Annotated in this window: 14 protein-coding genes, 1 tRNA gene and 1 pseudogene; 2 read left to right on the top strand and 14 right to left on the bottom strand. The window is 64.6% G+C overall.

All coding sequences use genetic code 11. The annotated features are described in order from the left end of the window. Positions 1-60: 60 nt before the first annotated feature. The 10 genes from lnt to DL891_RS06685 form a co-directional block, all read right to left on the bottom strand. Positions 61-1677, bottom strand: coding sequence for an apolipoprotein N-acyltransferase (gene lnt / locus DL891_RS06730; protein ID WP_232819043.1), 1617 nt, complete (start codon positions 1675-1677; stop codon positions 61-63). Positions 1678-1693: 16 nt separating this feature from the next. After that, positions 1694-4114, bottom strand: coding sequence for an RNA helicase (locus DL891_RS06725; protein ID WP_111719667.1), 2421 nt, complete (start codon positions 4112-4114; stop codon positions 1694-1696). Then, complete coding sequence (tatC, locus tag DL891_RS06720) at positions 4111-4917, bottom strand: twin-arginine translocase subunit TatC (RefSeq protein ID WP_368665620.1); 807 nt, start codon at positions 4915-4917, stop codon at positions 4111-4113. The genes DL891_RS06725 and tatC overlap by 4 nt, the downstream gene beginning before the upstream one ends. A 5-nt stretch (positions 4918-4922) precedes the next feature. After that, positions 4923-5189, bottom strand: a complete 267-nt coding sequence (gene tatA, locus DL891_RS06715) for a Sec-independent protein translocase subunit TatA (protein WP_111719666.1) — start codon at positions 5187-5189, stop codon at positions 4923-4925. A gap of 6 nt (positions 5190-5195) precedes the next feature. Continuing rightward, positions 5196-5546, bottom strand: coding sequence for a hypothetical protein (locus DL891_RS06710; RefSeq protein ID WP_111719665.1), 351 nt, complete (start codon positions 5544-5546; stop codon positions 5196-5198). A 4-nt stretch (positions 5547-5550) separates the two neighbouring features. Beyond that, positions 5551-6534 (bottom strand): YafY family protein, encoded by a 984-nt coding sequence (locus DL891_RS06705; RefSeq protein ID WP_111719878.1) that lies wholly within the window; start codon positions 6532-6534, stop codon positions 5551-5553. Beyond that, the gene (locus DL891_RS06700; protein ID WP_111719664.1) at positions 6527-7561 is read right to left on the bottom strand and encodes a YafY family protein; all 1035 of its coding nucleotides are present in this window, start codon (positions 7559-7561) and stop codon (positions 6527-6529) included. Before DL891_RS06700 ends, DL891_RS06705 begins: the two co-directional genes overlap by 8 nt. A gap of 58 nt (positions 7562-7619) precedes the next feature. After that, the gene (locus DL891_RS06695; protein ID WP_111719663.1) at positions 7620-8570 is read right to left on the bottom strand and encodes an FKBP-type peptidyl-prolyl cis-trans isomerase; all 951 of its coding nucleotides are present in this window, start codon (positions 8568-8570) and stop codon (positions 7620-7622) included. Between the two features lie 60 nt (positions 8571-8630). After that, positions 8631-9776, bottom strand: coding sequence for a tRNA (adenine-N1)-methyltransferase (locus DL891_RS06690; RefSeq protein WP_111719662.1), 1146 nt, complete (start codon positions 9774-9776; stop codon positions 8631-8633). A gap of 95 nt (positions 9777-9871) precedes the next feature. Beyond that, the gene (locus tag DL891_RS06685; RefSeq protein ID WP_111719661.1) at positions 9872-10564 is read right to left on the bottom strand and encodes an HAD family phosphatase; all 693 of its coding nucleotides are present in this window, start codon (positions 10562-10564) and stop codon (positions 9872-9874) included. 189 nt (positions 10565-10753) lie between these two features. Between DL891_RS06685 and DL891_RS06680 the strand changes: the two genes are divergently transcribed. Next, the gene (locus DL891_RS06680; protein WP_111719660.1) at positions 10754-11722 is read left to right on the top strand and encodes a proteasome assembly chaperone family protein; all 969 of its coding nucleotides are present in this window, start codon (positions 10754-10756) and stop codon (positions 11720-11722) included. Between the two features lie 117 nt (positions 11723-11839). Here the strand turns inward: DL891_RS06680 and mshC are convergent, their stop codons facing one another. The 3 genes from mshC to DL891_RS06665 all read right to left on the bottom strand — a co-directional run bounded on the left by mshC (position 11840) and on the right by DL891_RS06665 (position 15734). Continuing rightward, on the bottom strand, positions 11840-13135 hold the full coding sequence (mshC, locus tag DL891_RS06675; protein ID WP_111719659.1) for a cysteine--1-D-myo-inosityl 2-amino-2-deoxy-alpha-D-glucopyranoside ligase: 1296 nt from the start codon (positions 13133-13135) through the stop codon (positions 11840-11842). 148 nt (positions 13136-13283) lie between these two features. Then, positions 13284-14138 carry an undecaprenyl-diphosphate phosphatase gene (locus DL891_RS06670; RefSeq protein WP_111719658.1) on the bottom strand — a complete coding sequence of 285 codons (855 nt, stop codon included), beginning with the start codon at positions 14136-14138 and terminating at the stop codon, positions 13284-13286. A gap of 267 nt (positions 14139-14405) precedes the next feature. Continuing rightward, positions 14406-15734, bottom strand: a complete 1329-nt coding sequence (locus DL891_RS06665) for a M20/M25/M40 family metallo-hydrolase (RefSeq protein ID WP_111719657.1) — start codon at positions 15732-15734, stop codon at positions 14406-14408. 122 nt (positions 15735-15856) lie between these two features. Here DL891_RS06665 and DL891_RS06660 point away from each other — a divergent pair. Next, positions 15857-15941, top strand: a tRNA-Leu gene (locus DL891_RS06660). A gap of 13 nt (positions 15942-15954) precedes the next feature. On the opposite strand, the pseudogene DL891_RS06655 reads toward DL891_RS06660, so the two are convergent. Then, positions 15955-16271, bottom strand: a pseudogene (locus tag DL891_RS06655) (IS481 family transposase); the annotation flags it as partial.

Below are 16271 nucleotides of genomic sequence, written 5' to 3'. Positions count from 1 at the left end.
GCGGCTGGACTCCAAGACCACGGATACTAGACCGGTGGAGCGCTCTGGGTTTTGGGAGACTCAGCTCAGTTGATTTCGAGCAGTTCCTTGGTGCCGAATCTTCTTCCCCCGGGGAAACAGCGCGATCGCCAGCCCGCCGAGGGCGAGGCCCGAGACCAGCCATTCCAGTTGGCGGCCGATGAGGGTTGCACCCGTCGTGCTCGTGCCGAGCGGAACATCCTCGACCATCGCCCCTGCGGTGAACCACTCCAGTTGGGCCAGAGTGCTGCCGTCCGGGGCGATGATCGCGCTGGTGCCGACGGTGGAGATGTTGACCACGCTGCGCCCGGTCTCGATCGCGCGCGACCGCGCGATAGCCAGTTGTTGCACGCTCTCGTCGGTGTGCCCGAAGTCGGCATTGTTCGTCTGTGCCAGGATCACCTGGGCGTCACCCTGCATCATCTCCTGGATCAGCTGGTCGTCTGCGATGTCGAAACAGATGGCGACCCCGGCACGGATCCCGTTGACGTCGAAGACGTTGGGCAGGGTTCCCGGGGTGTAGTCCCGGGCGATCAGGTCAATCAGCTCGGGGGCGAACGGCCGCCAGAACGCACGGTCGGGCACGTACTCCCCGAACGGTACCGGATGCTTCTTGTCGTAGAGCTGCGTGGCACCCACGCCGTGCTCCCAGACGAACGAGGTGTTGAACCATTTGTCATCGCGGTGTGTAATGGTGCCGGCCACGAGTGGGGCGTTCATCGCCCCCGTCAGGTAGTCGAACACCTTCGCGGCCGCGGGCACGGTCATCGGGTCGAGGTCGGTACCGTTCTCCGGCCAGACCACCATGTCGACGTCTTCACCGACCAGCGGCAGGGTCGCCGAGACGTGGGCATTCAGAATGTCGCCCGGTTGACGCTGATCGAAGTAACCGGCTTTGGCGTTGCCCTGGATCGCCGCGATTCTCGTGCTGCCCGAGGTTTCGACCGGGAACGCCGGAATGGCCAGAACGGCCACCACCGCAGTGGCGGCCACCAGCGCCCGTGTCACTCGGGGCAGAGAATACTCGAGCAGGCATTGGAGGAGAACAGCCACCATGAGCACGAGGAGAAAGCTGAGTCCGGATATTCCGAACCAGGCCAGCAGCGGTGCGAAGAACCCCTCTGTCTGAGACAGCGCCACCCTCCCCCAGGCGAAGCCGCCGTAGGGCCAGACGCTGGAGATCGCCTCCCTGGCCGTCCACAGGCCGGCCACGATGACCGGCAGCAGAACCAGACGTCCGAAGGTGCCCGGCCATGCTCGCGGTACGAACCGGTAGGCCAGCGCGATCAGTCCCCCGCCGACGGCGACGAAGAGGGCCTGCAGCGTGGACAAGGCTACCCACGGCAGCGGGCCGAGGTAGGTGGTGGCCCATTCAATGTGGATCAGATAGAAGGCGAGTCCGCCGATCAGCCCGATCAGCAGACCGCCGCCAAAGGTACGGCCGACCAACGCCCACAGGAACAGGCCGACGCCGACGAGGGTGAGCGGCCAGATGTCGCCGTCGGGAAACCCCCAGTCCATCATGACGCCGGCGGCTGCAGCGGTCAGCGCTGAAAGGGGCCCGGGCAGCCTCCATCGTGGAGCCGGAACGCCCAAAATTGTGCTTCCGTTGGCTTCTGGTTCGATGACGGAAGACATCGCCGTGCGGGAGGAGGTCATTTGGATTCTTCGCGGCCTAGGCCACCGACGAGTAGGCCACGATGCCTCGGCGAATCTTCTCCAGCGCCGCCCGGGCGTTGCGCCCGAGGTCGCCGTCGGCGACGATCGACAACTGATCGAGCAGGTCGATGGTCTGCTTGGTCCAACGGATGAAGTCGCCGGCCGGCAGATCGGACTCGTAGAGAACGTCGCTGAGGCTGCCGCCCGAGGCCCAGGTGTGCATGGCCAGGCTGAGTGCCGGCGACAGAGGTAGGCTACCGGGCAGCCGGTGCTCCCGCTCCAGCGCGTCAAGGCGCTCCCAGAGGGCTTCGGTCGCCTCCAGCGCGGCGCGGAAGCGGCCACGTGGCAGGGCGGCTTCGCCCACGTCGTCGCGTCGCGGCTGATACACCAGGGCGCACGCCATCGCGGCCATACCGGCGGCATCCAAACCCTCCCACGCGCCCACCCGCAACGCCTCGGTGATGAGCAGGTCGCGTTCCCCGTAGATGCGGCGCAGCATCTGCCCTGCCGGAGTCAGCACGAGAGTGCCATCGTCGGAGGCCTTGAGGTAGTCACAGGAGACCAGCACGTCGGTGACGCGGTCGAACACCCGGGCGACGGCGCCCGTGCGCGCACCGATCTGCTTTCGGAGCGCCTTGTTCTCTCGTTGCAGGCGAATCCACCGCTCGGCCCAGCGCGCGTGTTTGTCTCGATCCGGGCACCCGTGGCAGGGGTGCGCCTTCAGGCGGGCGCGCAGGTCGGAAAGGGCCTGTTGGCGTGTGCTGCGCACGTGGTGGGTTTCGGTGTCTGCCCGCCCGGCGCCGGCGCGCTCCAAATCACTGAGTTCGCGTCGCAGCGTCTGGTACTCGCCGAAGTCACCCCGGTCACACGCCATCGACTTCTGGAATCCGGCGAGCGACTCCTCCTGGCTTCGTACCTTCTGCGCGAGATCGACGACTGCCCGGTCGGCCTGGAACTGTGCGAATGAAGATTCCAGGATATCCCGGGTGCGTTCACGGCCGAACTGATCGATCAGGTTGACCGCCATGTTATAGGTGGGGCTGAAACTCGAGTTGAGAGGGTAGGTGCGCCGGGATGCGAGTGATGCCATGGCTTGGGGGTTCAATCCGGGCTGCCATTGGATGACGGCGTGGCCCTCGATGTCGATCCCGCGGCGACCGGCCCGCCCGGTCAGTTGGGTGTACTCCCCCGGTGTGATCGGTACGCGCTCCACACCGTTGAACTTCTCCAGCTTCTCCAGCACGACGGTGCGGGCAGGCATGTTGATGCCCAGTGCCAGCGTTTCGGTGGCGAACACCACCTTCACCAACTTACGTCGGAACAGGTCTTCGACAACTTCCTTGAACGCCGGCAGCATTCCGGCGTGGTGGGCGGCCACACCGCGCTCAAGACCTCGCAGAAAGTCCCAGTAGCCGAGCACGGCCAGATCTTCGTCGAGGATCGTGCGACAGCGCTCCTCGACCGTCTCCCGAATCTCATCCCGCTCGTTGCTGTCGGTGAACTGTGCCCCGGAGCGCAGTACCTGCGCCACCGCCTGGTCGCACCCCTTGCGGCTGAACACGAAGAAGATGGCGGGCAGCAGGTTGCGGCTGTGCAGCAGATCGGCCACCTGAAAGCGATTCATGCGGGACTGGTCGAAACCGTGCCGGTTGCGAACCTGTTCGCGCTGGGATCTGCGCGACTGGGGTCGCCCGCCGATCTTCGCCAGCTGCATCAATTCGGGGTTCACGCGCTGGTTGTCCGCGTGGCGGGTGGTCGCGAACAGCGGCAGCAGCCGAGAGCGCATCAGCACGTGCTGTTCCAGCGGAACAGGGCGGTCTTCAGAGACGATCACATCGGTCTCACCGCGCACCACTTGCAGCCAGTCACCGAACTCCTCCGCGTTGGAGACGGTCGCGCTCAAGGAGACCAGCCGCACTGCCAGGGGCAGGTGGATGATGACTTCTTCCCAGACGGCACCGCGAAAGCGGTCGGCCAGATAGTGAACTTCGTCCATGACGACGAAGGCGAGGTCATCCAGCAGGTCAGAGTCGGCGTAGAGCATGTTGCGCAGCACCTCGGTGGTCATCACAACCACCCGGGCGCGCGGGTTGATCGAGGTGTCTCCGGTGAGGAGGCCGATGTCTTCCGGCCCGTAGAGAGCCACGAAGTCTTGAAACTTCTGGTTGCTGAGCGCCTTCATCGGCGCGGTGTAGAACACCTTCGCGGCCGGTTCTTGGAACGCCAGGTGCACCGCGAAGTCGGCAACGACCGTCTTGCCTGCCCCGGTAGGGGCAGCGACCAGTACGCTTCGGCCGTTCTCCAACGACTCGCACGCGCTCACCTGGAACGGGTCGAGATCGAATCGCTGCCGCTCGCGAAATTCGGCAAGCCGCGGAAAGCGGACACCGGCCTGGTGCGCCTGATAGCGCTCGGCCGGCGAGGCGGTCTCGGTCACGCAGGCTCTCCTATGCCGAGAGAGTCGTCGAAAGCTGCCGCGCGCTTGGCAACCCGTCGATCGTGCAACCAGGCGACGAACGCTGCGGAGAAATACAGGATGATCATCGGTACGGCGAGCATGAACATGCTGATCACGTCGACCGACGGCGTTGCGGTGGCGGTGAAGAGGATGATCACGAGGATCGCCACCCGCCATGATTTCAGGATCGAGGCCGCACTGAGCACCCCGACGAAGTTGAGGAGTACGAGAAAGACGGGGAGCACGAACGCGACGCCGACAATGATGATCAGCTTGAGGGCGAAGTCGTAGTACATTCGCGCATCCATGATGTTGCTGGCGCCGTCGGGAACGAAGCTGGTCAATAGGGCGACGATGTTCGGAAACACGAACCAACCGGCGTACGCGCCCATGAAGAACAATGGAATGGCCGTCAGCATGAAGCCCAGGCCGTACTGTTTCTCCTTCTTGTTCAGCCCGGGCATCAAGAAGGCCCAGATCTGGTAGAGCCACAGCGGGCTCGCCAGAAGGATGCCGACGGTGATCGCGATCTGGAAGCGCAGGTCGAACCCGGTGGTGATCGCCCCGAAGTTGAATGACGAGACCCGCCCGTATTCGAGGGCTATCTGCTCGATCGGCTTGCTGATCGCATCGAGGATATACGCAGAGAGGAACCAGCCGACGATGGTCGCCACCAGAATGCCGCCGGCAGAGATATAGAGGCGATTGCGAAGTTCGATCAGATGCCGGCCCAGCGACATCTTCCCTTCGCCGGACTTGCCCCGGTTGAAGAGGGTTGCCACTTCAGTCAGGGTTTGGGCGGGGTTTCCGGCCCGGTGACAATGTTGGAGGGTTCGCTGCTCGTACGGCCTGCGTCAACGTTCGCGTCGACAGTGGAATCGACCGGATCGGCGTTCTCCTCCTTCATGGTCTTCACTTCGCTCTTGAAGATGCGCATCGACTGTCCGACACTTCGGGCGAGTCCCGGGAGTTTCGGCGCACCGAACAGGAGCAAGATGACCACCAGAATGATGATCAGGTGGAAGCCCGTAAACGTATTGCCGAAGATTCCCATGGAGGGTCAAGTCCTTTTCGTCAGGTACAAGTATTGCCGGTAATCGGCGCGTGTCAGGAGTTTACCCCGGTTCACTCTGTTATTCCTGCGAATCTCCACGCGTTCGGCCCGTTTCTCACGTTCCGCCTCGCGTCGGGCGTGCACGTCGGCCATGTCCTGGGAGACTGCAGATCGGAACGGTTGCTCGGGAGTGTTGTCTCCGGCAGCGTGCAGGATCTCTGCAGCAGCGGCCAACTTCTCGAGCTCGCGGAGGGCCACCATCAGCTTCTGGAAGAGGCGCCAGGCGAACAACGCCAGCACCCCGACCAGCAGCAGGAACAACCCGAACCAGATCAACACCCATGACCACCACGGCATCGGGTCACACCCCCTCGTAGGCGGCTGCCCCGGCACTGGCCCACTCGGCGACCACCGTGCGGGCCTCGTCTGGCGCAACCACTCGTACCACGCCGGACAGGCCGGCGACGAGTCGTTTGAGCCCGTGGAAACCTGCGGCCCTGATGGTCACGTGCACCAGGCCGTCCGCATCGGCTTCGCCGACGGGTTCGGGCGCGAAGTCGGCGATCAGGCTCAATGCGGTGCTCGGAAGTTCGAGAAGCACATTGACATCCTCGTCAGACCCGTCGAAGAGCGTCTCCGGAAGCACCACCTCACCGGCGTGGCGGGTGATGGGTGCGTCGCGCAGTTGCACATCGCTCATTCGGTCGAGCCTGAAGGTGCGCACGCTCTCGCGCAAATGACACCAGGCACGCAGGTACCAACTGTTGTCGGTCGAATCGATTCTCAACGGGTCGACGATACGTCGCTCGTGCTCCCCGCGCGCCGACAGGTAGTCGAACTCGATCTGGAGGCCTCGTTTCACCGCGTCGCCGATGAGGGGCACATCCCGCTCGTGGACCGTGTCTGCGACGGCCACTTCGCTCGGGGTCTGGGAGGTGCCGCGTGTCAGCTTGGCCATCAGGCTCGCCACTGCCTCTCGGTCGGACTGCTCCGGCAACGCCGACAGGTATTGCAACCCGGCGATGAGCGCTGCGGCCTCCTTGCCGGAGAACTTCGGTGTGTACTCGATGGCCACCCGGTGGGTCAGCACAATCTGGTCGTTGTTCTCGAAGTCGTCCCAGACGATGTCGAAGAGATCGTCGGGAAGGTATTGGCCGGTGTCGCCGGGAATGCCTGAGATTGCGATGAGCTTCACCCAGTCGCGGATCTGTTGCGGCTCCACCTGGAAGTGTTCAGCAGCATCGGTGACACTGACGCGATTCTGGGCGATCAGGTACGGCACGAGCGTGAGCAGGTAGGTGAGCTTGTCGCTCGCGCGCAACAGTTGACCGGGCTTGTCAGCCATCCGTGGCCCCTCCCCGCAGGTCGGCGGGCCGGCCAGGCTCGGCATGGGCTTCGGCGACGAGGAGCAAGCGATCCCGCACGGCGCGCTGCAATTCGTCTGGCGCCACCACCTGCACCTCGGGGCCATAGCCGGCAAGCTCATCGGCGAGAAGCGCGAGATCGGTGTAGTTCACGGTGATTGATTCCGCGTCAGCGGTGGTGCCCTCTGCCCGCCTGGAAAGCCGCAACTGCGCGTCACTGCCGGGGGTGACCCGGAGTTCTGCAGAGTTCGATCGCAGCAGGGCGTCAAGTTCTTCGATGGTGCGGTCGGCGTGGCCGCTGCCCGGGGCGGGGAAGCTCTTTCCGGTGGCGCGAACGGGAGACACGATGCGAGACAACAGGAAGGTGCGCCGGGCGCCGGCTTCCAGATCGTTCCCGTTGAGCAGCCAGCGCCCGTCGTGTTGCACGAGGGCCAGCGGCTCCACCGTGCGCCTACCGGGCGCCGTGGCGCCTGGCTTCACATAGTCGAACGACACCACCTGATAGCGGTCCATTGCGCGTTGCAGCGGCTCGAACGCCGAGTCCCGTACCCGCAGCTGTGGCGCGTAGCCGATGATCGGTTCGTCCGGATGCAGGTCGAGAGAACGCAATTTTGTGATCGCCCGGCGGGAGTCGGCCGAGAGCGACCCCTCTTTCCAGACCATGGCGGCGAGCGACAGCAGGGTCATCTCATCTGGGGTGAAGGTGATGCCGGCCGGCAACTCGTAATCGTCTTTCGAGATGCGGTAACGCGCGTCGTGGTTGTTTCCGGTGTGGTCGTCGACGACTTCGAGCGGCACGCCGAGGTCGCGCAGCTCGTCCTTGTCACGCTCGAACTGCCGCTCCAGATTCTCGTTGTCTCCGGAATGTACGTAACGCTGGCTGTAACCCTGCACCGTCTGCAGGATCTCGTTCTTGGTCAGACCGATCCTGGTGGCCACGAGTGCGAGCACCAGAGAGAACAGCCGTTCCTCCACCGGTGGTGGAGGCTTCTTCGCTGGAGTGGTCACGTTGCAATCCTAGGGTGTTGGCCGGCAGACCGGCCAACACGCCGAGCCTGCCCGATGACTAGCCGATGCCGAGGATGTCCACCACGAAGACCAACGTCGAGTTGGCCGGGATCGCCCCCTGAGCCTTGTCGCCGTAGCCCTGGTCGGGCGGAATCACGGCGAGCATCTGCGAACCGACCGTGTGGCCGATGAGCGCATCCGCGAAGCCCGGAACGACCTGATCGGTGGCAAACGTGGCCGGCTGCCCCTTCTCCCAGCTGGAGTCGAAGACCTTGCCGGTGTCCCAGAGCACACCCGTGTACTGCACGGTGACGCTGTCACCCTTCTTCACCTCGGGGCCAGCGCCCACCCTCAGCGCGGTCACCTTCAACTCGGTGGGTGCGTTGATGGGCGGGATGGTGATCCCCGGTTGACCGTTCTCAGCCAGAACAACACTGGGGAATCCGGGCTGGGCTGCCTGCGGTTTGCCGTCAGCGCGGGCCGGGAACACCTGCTTGACATCCATCACGAAGACCAGGCTGTCGTGGGCGCCGACGCCGATCTGCGGGTTGCCCCCGGTCGGACCGAATGCGTCAGCGGGCGGAACTGCCGACGCGATGCGCGAGCCGGCCTGTGCGCACTCCAGCGACTTGGTGAGCCCCGGCAGCCCGTCTTTGGTCAGCACGAAGGAGGCGGGAGACTGCTTGTCATACTTGGAGGATTCGATCGCCGCACCGGTGCTGCCGTTGTAGACGTTCAGCTCGATGACGACCTTCTGTCCCATCCCGGCGGTGATTCCTTCGCCCGGGATCAGCACGCTGCGCTCTGTCTCGCTCGGGTGGAGCGGGGTGGGAAACTTCACTTTGGGCGGGGTGTCGAGCGTTCCGGTGGCGGTGATGGTTTCCGATGAGCTTCCCGGCTGGGCCGCGGGCTGGCAGTCGCTCGCCACAGGATTGTCTGATCCGCCGCTGCACGCGGTCAGCCCCGCGAGCAGCACAAGGGAGGTGATGATGGTGGCGGTCTTGCGCACGAAGCCTCTATTCAGTGAAAGTCAGTGGGGCGCTCGGTGACGAATGCGCCGTGAATCATCCTATGCGACCGGATCGTGGGTGCCGGCTGAATTGTCGCTGTGGGGTTGCTGATGCTGAGGGTGCTGGTCCTGGTTTCGCTGATCCTGGGTTGCCTGATCCGGTGGTTGCTGATCCAGGTGGTCCTGCTCAATCGGCTCCGGCGCCGCCTCCGCGCTCGATCCGCCGCGGGCAAGGTCTGCGCCGGCTTCAGCCTGGCGTACCCGCTTGCGCAACACCTTGGGGCTGGCCTGCCGCTCTCCCAGCGCCCCGGGAGTCCAGACCTCGACATCTTCGTCGGCGAATGACGTCTTCGACGGGCGGCGCTTGAGTTCGGGCAGCACGGTGTCGGGCGCGAGCCGTCGGGCCGTGATGAGAAAACCGGTGTGTCCGATCATCCGATGGTCGGGACGCACCGCGAGCCCCTCCACGTGCCAGCCGCGCACCATGGTTTCGTTCGACTGCGGCTCGGTGAACAGGCCGGATGCCCGAATCGCCTCGGCGACCCGCGAGAGTTGGGTGACCGTGGCCACATAGCAAAGCAGAACGCCACCAGGGGTGAGGGCGTCAGCGCTTGCGTGCACGCACTCCCAGGGCGCGAGCATGTCGAGCACGACCCGGTCGGCGCCGCCGGATGGCACCGTCTCGGGCAGTGCGGTCTCGAGGTCGCCGACCGTGACGATCCAGTTGGTGGGATCAGCGCCGAGGAAGGATGCCGCGTTGCCGCGGGCGACGGCCGCGAACTCCTCGCGGCGTTCGAACGAGTAGAGCATTCCCCCCTCGCCGATGGCGCGAAGCAACCAGAGCGAAAGTGCGCCAGAGCCGACGCCCGCCTCGACCACTCGTGCGCCCGGAAAGATATCGGCCAGTGCGAGAATCTGTGCGGCGTCCTTGGGATAGATGATCGCAGCCCCGCGCGGCATCGACATCACGAAGTCGACCAGCAGTGGGCGCAACGCCAGGTGTTCCACCCCGACCGTGTTCTCGATGACCGAACCGTCGGGCTGGCCGATGATGGCGTCGTGGTCGAGGATCCCGCGGTGGGTGTGGAAGGTCTTTCCCGCCTCGAGGGTGATCGTGTTCCGCCGGCCCTTGGGTCCGGTCAGTTGAACCTTGTCACCGGCACGGAACGGTCCGCTCCGCTTGGGCACTCCCGTGGGCACAGGCATCTCGGGTGCAACAGGTGCTTGCGCTGGCCCAGGCTGTTCTGTTGGCCGAGGCTGTTCCGATGGCCGAGGCGTTGTTGCCTCATCCGGTGCTCCACTCATGCGCGGGCCGTCGACTGGAACTGGGTCTCTTGGGTGCCCCTCACGACATGTTCCAGGTCGCCGAGGCCGCGGCCCGACAGCGTCGACCAGAGGGTGTACCCGGCGCCTTCGGGTAACGGCGACTGATGGGGAACGGCGATGGTCATCGTACCGGCGGCGACCGCCGATGCCGTTCCCGGCACGGAGTCCTCGAACGCGATCGACCGGGTCGGGTCGACGCCCAACTTCTGGGCGGCCATCAAGTAGGGCTCGGGGTGGGGCTTGTTGTGGGTGACGTCATCGCCGGCAATGATCACGTCGAACGGCGCGAATGGGATGCTGTCGGCCACGTGTTGGGCCATCGAGCGAAAGCTCGCGGTGACCAGAGCCTGTGGAATTCTGGCATCCTGAACCTGCTTCATCATCTCCAGGGCGCCCGGCCGCCACAACTGCTCGACGGTCAAAAGTTCGATCACGCGCGCCGTCAGGCGGTCGATGATCTCGGCCTCGCTGAGGTCGACGCCGCGGGACACGAGGATTCCCGCGCACTCCCAGAGGCCGAAACCGACCGTCAGTTGGGCGTCTTCAGCCGTCCACGCGTGACCGAACGAGGTGACCAGTTCGGATTCGGCGCGCATCCACGCGGGTTCGGAGTCGATGATGGTTCCGTCCATATCCCATAAGACGGCGTCGGGAAGCATTTTAGTCATATGCGCCAATGATACCGGTGACGGTTGATGCGGCCCTGAGCGAACGCATCCCTGCACCACGGTTGCTGGGGCATGCGACGTTCTATCCTTGGAGGATAAGGTTTTGTCCGGGCGTGAAAGCGCGCCCGGTCAAAGAATAGGCACTGAGCGACTAGGCACTGAACGCGCGTGATCAGAGAGATGGACTGAATGGGTTTCCTCGGCGGACGACTGCTTGTGGTGGCATTCGAGGGGTGGAATGACGCAGGCGAAGCCGCCAGTGGCGCCGTGCGCCTGCTGAAGGAGCAGGTTCAGGCGCAGCCGATCAAGGTGCTCGACGCCGAGACGTACTTCGACTTTCAGTTCAACCGCCCCGTGGTGAGCCAGGACGAAGACGGTGCCAGAACCCTGCAGTGGCCAGATGCGACAATCTTCGGGCCCGCGGAGGGAGCAGCCGAACGGGTGGCGTTGGCGGCGGATGCCGAACTCAATGTGAGCGGTAGCAATGTGAACAACCTCTACCTGTTGCTCGGCGCCGAGCCCTCCCGCAACTGGAAGAGCTTTACCGCCGAGATCATCGACACGGCGCTGGCCGAAGACATCTCAGCGGTGGTCTTTCTCGGGGCGATGCTGGCAGATGTACCGCACACGCGTCCGATCTCCATCTTCGTCTCCAGCGAGAACGCCGAAGTTCGCGCCGAGCTCGATGCTGAGCGCAGCAACTACGAAGGTCCCGTCGGAATCCTCAGTGTGATCGGTGAGGCCGCCGAGAAGGTGGGCATTCCGACGGTTTCGATCTGGGCCTCCGTGCCTCACTACGTGCACAACGCGCCCAGCCCGAAGGCGATGCTTGCCCTGATCGACAAGCTCGAAGAAGTGATCGACGTGGTGATCGACCGCGGCGACCTGGTCGATGAGGCGGCTGCATGGCAGAGCGGGATCGACGTGCTGGCAGGGGAAGACGACGAGATGGCCGCATACATCCAGCAGTTGGAGCAGGCCAGAGACACCGTCGATTCTCCGGAGGCGAGCGGCGAGGCGATCGCGAACGAGTTCGAGAAGTACCTGCGCAAGCGGAGCGACGGTCGCGGAGACGGCCGGGGCGACGGTCGCAGTGATGGCCGCGCCGACGGCCGTGGTGACGGCAAGCCGGACGAGCCCTGGCGCGGCAAGGACTGATTCGCAGACTCCCCTACGTTGGCTGAGCGAACGCCTGGGACCCGCAAAAGTTCAGGAGCACAGGGCCGCCGACCTTCACAGGGCGTCCGCACGGCTCACATCCTGATGTTTGTGGGCTCAGCGTTCCAGGTTGACGCCCAGGAGCGCGTTCACAGCGGCCGCCAGCAGGCCAGGGTCGTCGACGCCGGAGCGCACCGCTCCATCCACGACCGCGATCGCGGCTGGCGTATCGAGGTCGTGGTTCAGCGCTTCGCGCATCTCGTTGACCACACTGATCGCGCTCGCCGGTGTTGCGCCTGATCGGGGGCCGGCATCCGCTGTCTCGGTGAAGGCGGCCAGCCAGTCGCCAAGCCGGCAGAAGCTGTCGGCGAGCAGCCGGTCGGTCCACTCCCAGTCACTTCGATAGTGCTGGCTGAGAATGACCAGACGAATTGCGCGCGGGTCGACGCCGCCTTCAATCAGCCGGGACACCAGAACGAGGTTGCCGAGCGACTTGCTCATCTTCTCGCCGTGGTAGGCGACCATGCCGGAGTGGCTGAAGATCTTCGCCAACGGAGCGCCCGAGAGAGCAGTCGCGTGGCCAGCGCTGAACTCGTGATGGGGAAAGATCAGGTCGGTGCCGCCGCCCTGCACGTCGAAGTTGCGGCCGAGGCTTTCCAACGCGATGACCGAGCACTCGATGTGCCAGCCGGGTCGCCCGGCGCCGAGCGTCGACGGCCACGAGGGCTCGCCTTCGCGCTGTGCCTTCCAGAGCAGCGGATCGAGCGGATCCCGCTTGCCGGGCCGCTCCGGGTCTCCCCCGCGCTCGGCTGACAGGCGCAGCATGGTGGTCTCGTCGTAATTGCTGTACTGTCCGAGGCGCCACTCGGTTTCCTGTTCGGTGCGCGTGTTGTCAAAGTAGATGTCGACCCGCCGGGTGCCCGTACCGGCGATCTCGGAGTCATCGTCAACCGCCACCTCGTACGCCAGTCCGCGGTCGACCAGGTTTTGCACGGCCCGGGCGATGTCGTCGACCACCTCGGTCACGCCGATGAAGTCATCGGGCGGGATCACCTGCAGGTTGACCATGTCGTTGCGAAACAGCTCGACCTGGCTCTCGCCGAGTTCACGCCAGTCGACCCCGGTGGCATTGGCCCGCTCGAACAGCGGGTCATCAACGTCGGTGATGTTCTGGGTGTAGCGAACGGCATAGCCGGCGTCCCGCCAGACCCTTTGCAGGGTGTCGAACGCGACATAGGTCGACGCGTGTCCCATGTGGGTGGCGTCGTAGGGGGTGATGCCGCAGACATACAGGCGGGCGGTTTCGTCTGACGGCCCGGCTTCGATCATCCGTTGGCTGGCGGTGTCATACAGGAGCGGAGGTTTCGAGTATCCGGGCAGTCTCGGTATCTCGGGTCTCGTCCATGCCTGCACGCTTCTACCCTACCGAGATATCTGCAGGCCGCCGTGCGCCCGCGCCCGGCGCTCATGCACCATCACATCTGCGGCCGGTCGGACCCGAAGCGAAATCTTCGCTGGCGGATGAGCGCATCTGCTGCACGGGGCGAGCGCCCGAGGCGAACTACGGTAGCAGCACCCCCGTCGAGAGCAAGATGATGAGCGTCAGGCCGAGCAGGATGCGGTAGATCACGAACGGCGCGAAGCTGTGCTTGGAGATGTAGCGCATGAAGAACGCGATCACCATGAAACCGACAACGCCGGCGATGAGCGTGGCGAAGGCGGTCTCCCAGCCGGTGAAGATCTCGGGCTGGCAGGTAGCGCCGGCGACCAGGCAGGGCTCCTTGACCACTTTGTACAACTGGTACAGCCCGCTGCCGAACACGGCGGGGATCGCCAGCAGGAACGAGTAGCGTGCGGCGGCTTCCCGGTTGAATCCCATGAACAGCCCGGCCGAGATTGTGGCGCCCGAGCGGGACACCCCGGGGATGAGGGCCAGCGACTGGGCGAGCCCGAAGATGATCGCGCGCGGCCAGGTCAGCTGCTGGACCGTGCGCTCCTTCTTGCCGAACAGATCGGCGGCGCCGAGCACGAGACCGAACACGATCAGGGTGATGGCGACGATCCACAGGGAGCGCAGCGTCGTCTCGATCTGGGTCTGGAAGAGCAGTCCGAGCACCACGATCGGCACGGTGCCGAGGATGATGAACCAGCCCATGCGGGCATCCGGGTCGCTACGGGGCACCTTGCCGGCCAGCGAGCGAAACCAGGCGCTGATGATGCGCGTGATGTCGCGCCAGAAGTAGATGATCACCGCGGTCTCGGTGCCCAGCTGCGTGATGGCCGTGAATGCCGCGCCGGGGTCGGCGCCGGTGCCGAGAAACGCGCCGGCGATGCGCAGGTGGGCGCTGGAAGAGATCGGCAGAAACTCGGTGAGCCCCTGGATCAGGCCGAGGATGGCGGCATTGAGAAGATCCATAAAAACTTTCTGTCTCGACAGGTGCGGTCATGCGACTGGCTGACCCCATGCGACGGGCTGACCGAGGCACAGTGCAATCGCCGGGGTTCAGCGTAACGCCTTGCGGCACGAATCCTCAGCCCCACGGCAATATTCGGTCAGATTGAGGGCGTTCTGGGAGTGTTATCAGGGCCACCGGCTCCGCGCCTCGACCTCAGCGCCCCAACATCGATCCCCCTGAAATCAGGGCCGCAGAAATCAGTACCGCAGAAATCAGTGCCGCAGAGATCAGTACCGCAGCAGCAGGTCGGTCAGTGTGGCTGTACCGAACTCGAGGGCGCTCAGCGGCACGCGCTCGTCAACCCCGTGGAAGAGCGAGACGAAGTCGAGGTCGGCCGGCAGTTGCAGCGGGGCAAACCCGTAGCCGCGAATGCCCAGCTTGCTCAGCGCCTTGTTGTCGGTTCCGCCCGCGAGCATGTAGGGCAGCACGTCGGCATCCGGGTCGTGGCGCTTCAGGCTGGCGATCATCGCGTCGACGAGGGGGCCGGAGAAATCAGTCTCAAGCCCGACATCCTGGTGCACCATCTCGATCTCGATGCCGTCGCCAGCCAGTTCACGGATGCGCGCCAGAACCGCGTCCTCCTCCCCCGGCAGAACGCGCACATCGATCAGCGCCTCGGCGGTGTCGGGAATGACGTTGTGCTTGTATCCGGCGGTGAACACTGTCGGGTTGGTGGTGGTGCGCAGGCTCGCCGAGAGAAACTTGGAGGCACTGCCCGTGGCGATGGCGAGGTCTTCGGCCGAAATCTTCTGCGGGTCGTGGCCGAGGATGCGGGCCACACCGTCGAGCAGTTGGCGGGTGGTGCGGGTGAGGTGCACGGGCCATTCCTGGCTGCCGATACGGGCGACCGCCTGAGACAGGCGGGTGATGGCGTTGTCAGGGTTGATCGCCGAGCCGTGCCCGGCGGTGCCGGTGGCGATCAGCTTGATCCACATCATTGCCTTCTCCGCCGTTTGCACCAGGTACGCGCGGCGGCCGGCTAGGTCGATGGAATAACCGCCCACCTCGCTGATCGCGTCGGTGGCACCGGCGAACAACTCGGGATGCTTGTCGACCAGGTAGTGCGCGCCGTACGTTCCGCCGGCCTCTTCGTCGGCGAAGAAAGCGATCACAAGATCGCGTGCCGGTTGGCGGCCCGACGAGAGGATGCCGTGCAACGATTCGAGAATCATGGCATCCATGTTCTTCATGTCGACGGCGCCGCGGCCCCAGAGCATGCCGTCTTTCACCTCGCCGGCGAACGGGTCGACCGACCAGTTGTCTGCGATCGCGGGCACAACGTCGAGGTGCCCGTGCACAACCAATGCGCCCTGCGAAGCATCGGCACCGGCGACCCGCGCGACGACGCTGGTCCGCCCGGGGGCGGAGTCGAACAACTCGGGTTTCAAACCCATGGCGGTCAGCTTCGCGGCCACATATTCGGCCGCCACGGTCTCCCCCACCGACTTGCCCTCACCGAAGTTGGTGGTGTCGATGCGGATGAGATCGCGGGCGATCGTTGCGGTGCGCGAGAGTGAGGAGATACCCGCTGTGGCGGCAGAAGAGTCGAGGGTCATGGCTTCACGTTACCGGGCTGAACCGTAACGGTCGATTATGAGTAAGTGTGCGTCGATTTCGTGCTATCGTCGTACGTCGAGCCAAACTTCAGAAGATGTGAGGATTGGATCGAGAAGCACCTGTCCGGGTGGCGGAATTGGTATACGCGCTAGCTTGAGGTGCTAGTGCCCGTATAGGGCGTGGGGGTTCAAGTCCCCCTCCGGACACACTTGTCCTGTCTCAGGACATAGGAAACCGTTGAACCCCTGGGTTCAGCGGTTTCCTTTCGTTTTGGGGTTGGTAATCCCTGGTGGGGTCGAGGGTCAGTGCCCTGAGGAGTTCTCCTGTTTGGGCGTTGACGATATGGATGTCCAGGTCTTGGATGAGCATGATCACGGGGGTTCGGGCGAGGGCTCGCCCGATGCCTATGTGGTGCAGCTTTCCGTTGTGTCGCAGGGTGAGTTTTCCGTTGTTGTCGACGGAGTCGTGGCGGATCCGGTTGTGTTCGCCGGCGCTGGAGCCACGTGGTGTGGCCTTGGGCCGGCTGGCATAGGCGG

The sequence above is a fragment of the Homoserinimonas sp. OAct 916 genome (assembly GCF_003260275.1).
Lineage (GTDB): Bacteria > Actinomycetota > Actinomycetes > Actinomycetales > Microbacteriaceae > OACT-916.
The sequence above is the reverse complement of the archived record's forward strand: the minus strand, read 5'-3'. Positions and strand labels throughout refer to the sequence as shown.